Here is a 1334-nt window from a genome sequence, read left to right as displayed (position 1 = left end):
CTGACAGTGAGGATGTTCATGAGCGGTTCCCGGGCAGGTCTGACTCAACCTCTGACTGACCTCGGGTCCTCAACCGGATCTGTCGGCCTCGTCCGGGAGCCGCTCGTGAGCATCCGCCGGCCCGGCTTGCGTGACTTCATAAGAGCCTGGCCAGAGGCCCCTTCACTGTCCTGTCCGCCCGCCGGACCGGCGGCTGCCGCCCCACCCGGATCAATGGAGAGGACGGCGATGTCCACCATCGCACACCAGGACCGCGAGATCACCGGCGGCGTCGATACCCACAAGGACACCCACACCGCCGCCGTCATCGACTCGGCCGGACGCCCGCTGGGATCCGAGCAGTTCGAAGCCAACGCCGAGGGATACGCCCTACTCCTGGCGTGGCTGCGCTCGTTCGGCACCCTGGTCCTGGTCGGAGTGGAGGGCACCGGCGCCTACGGGGCGGGCCTGGCCCGCCACCTGCGCGAGCAGGACGTGACCGTGGTGGAGATCGACCGCCCGGACCGCAAGGCCCGCCGATGGCAGGGCAAGTCCGACCCCGTCGATGCCGAAGCCGCCGCCAGGGCCGCCCTGTCCGCCCGGCGCACCGGCACACCCAAGCGGCGCGACGGCCGCGTCGAGGCCCTGCGAAGCCTGCGAGTGGCCCGCCGCAGCGCGGTGCGTCAACGCGCCGACGTGACACGCCAGATGAAGACCCTGATCGTCACCGCACCCGAGGAACTCCGATCGGCGCTGCGGGACCTGGGCGACCGACAGCTCATAGCCACCTGCGCCTCCGCCGGCCCGGCCCCTGAGCGGGCCGGCGACCCGACCGTCGCCACCGAGCTCGCCCTGCGGACCCTGGCACGCCGCCACCAGAGGCTCAGCGAGGAGATCGACGACCTGGACGCCCTCATCGCCCCGCTGGTCGCCGAGATCGCCCCGGACCTGCTCGCACTGAACGGGGTCGGCGCGGAAGTCGCCGGACAACTGCTGGTCACCGCCGGGGACAACCCCGAACGCCTGCGCTCCGAGGCGGCGTTCGCCATGCTCTGCGGCGCCGCCCCGCTGCCGGCGTCCTCCGGCCGCACCCACCGCCACCGCCTTAACCGGGGCGGTGACCGGGCGGCCAACGCCGCCCTCTACCGCATCGTCCTGTGCCGACTGCGCTGGGACGAACGCACCAAGAACTACATGCAGCGCAGGACCACCGAAGGCCTCTCGAAGAAGGAGATCATCCGCTGCCTCAAGCGGTTCATCGCCCGAGAGATCTACCGAGTCCTGACCACGCCCAGCACACCGAGCACCACCACCGAGCAGCTCACCATCGCTGCTTGACATCCATAAGAGCATCC

1 protein-coding gene is annotated in these 1334 nt (G+C 70.7%); it reads left to right on the top strand.

The window, feature by feature from the left end:
* Positions 1–228 precede the first annotated feature (228 nt).
* Positions 229–1317, top strand: coding sequence for an IS110 family transposase (locus tag ACFC1T_RS38395; RefSeq protein ID WP_375897452.1), 1089 nt, complete (start codon positions 229–231; stop codon positions 1315–1317).
* The last annotated feature ends 17 nt before the right edge of the window (positions 1318–1334 follow it).

Origin of the sequence: Kitasatospora sp. NPDC056076 (assembly GCF_042266305.1) — a bacterium.
GTDB lineage: Bacteria > Actinomycetota > Actinomycetes > Streptomycetales > Streptomycetaceae > Kitasatospora.
This window is presented reverse-complemented; position numbering and strand designations above follow the sequence as displayed.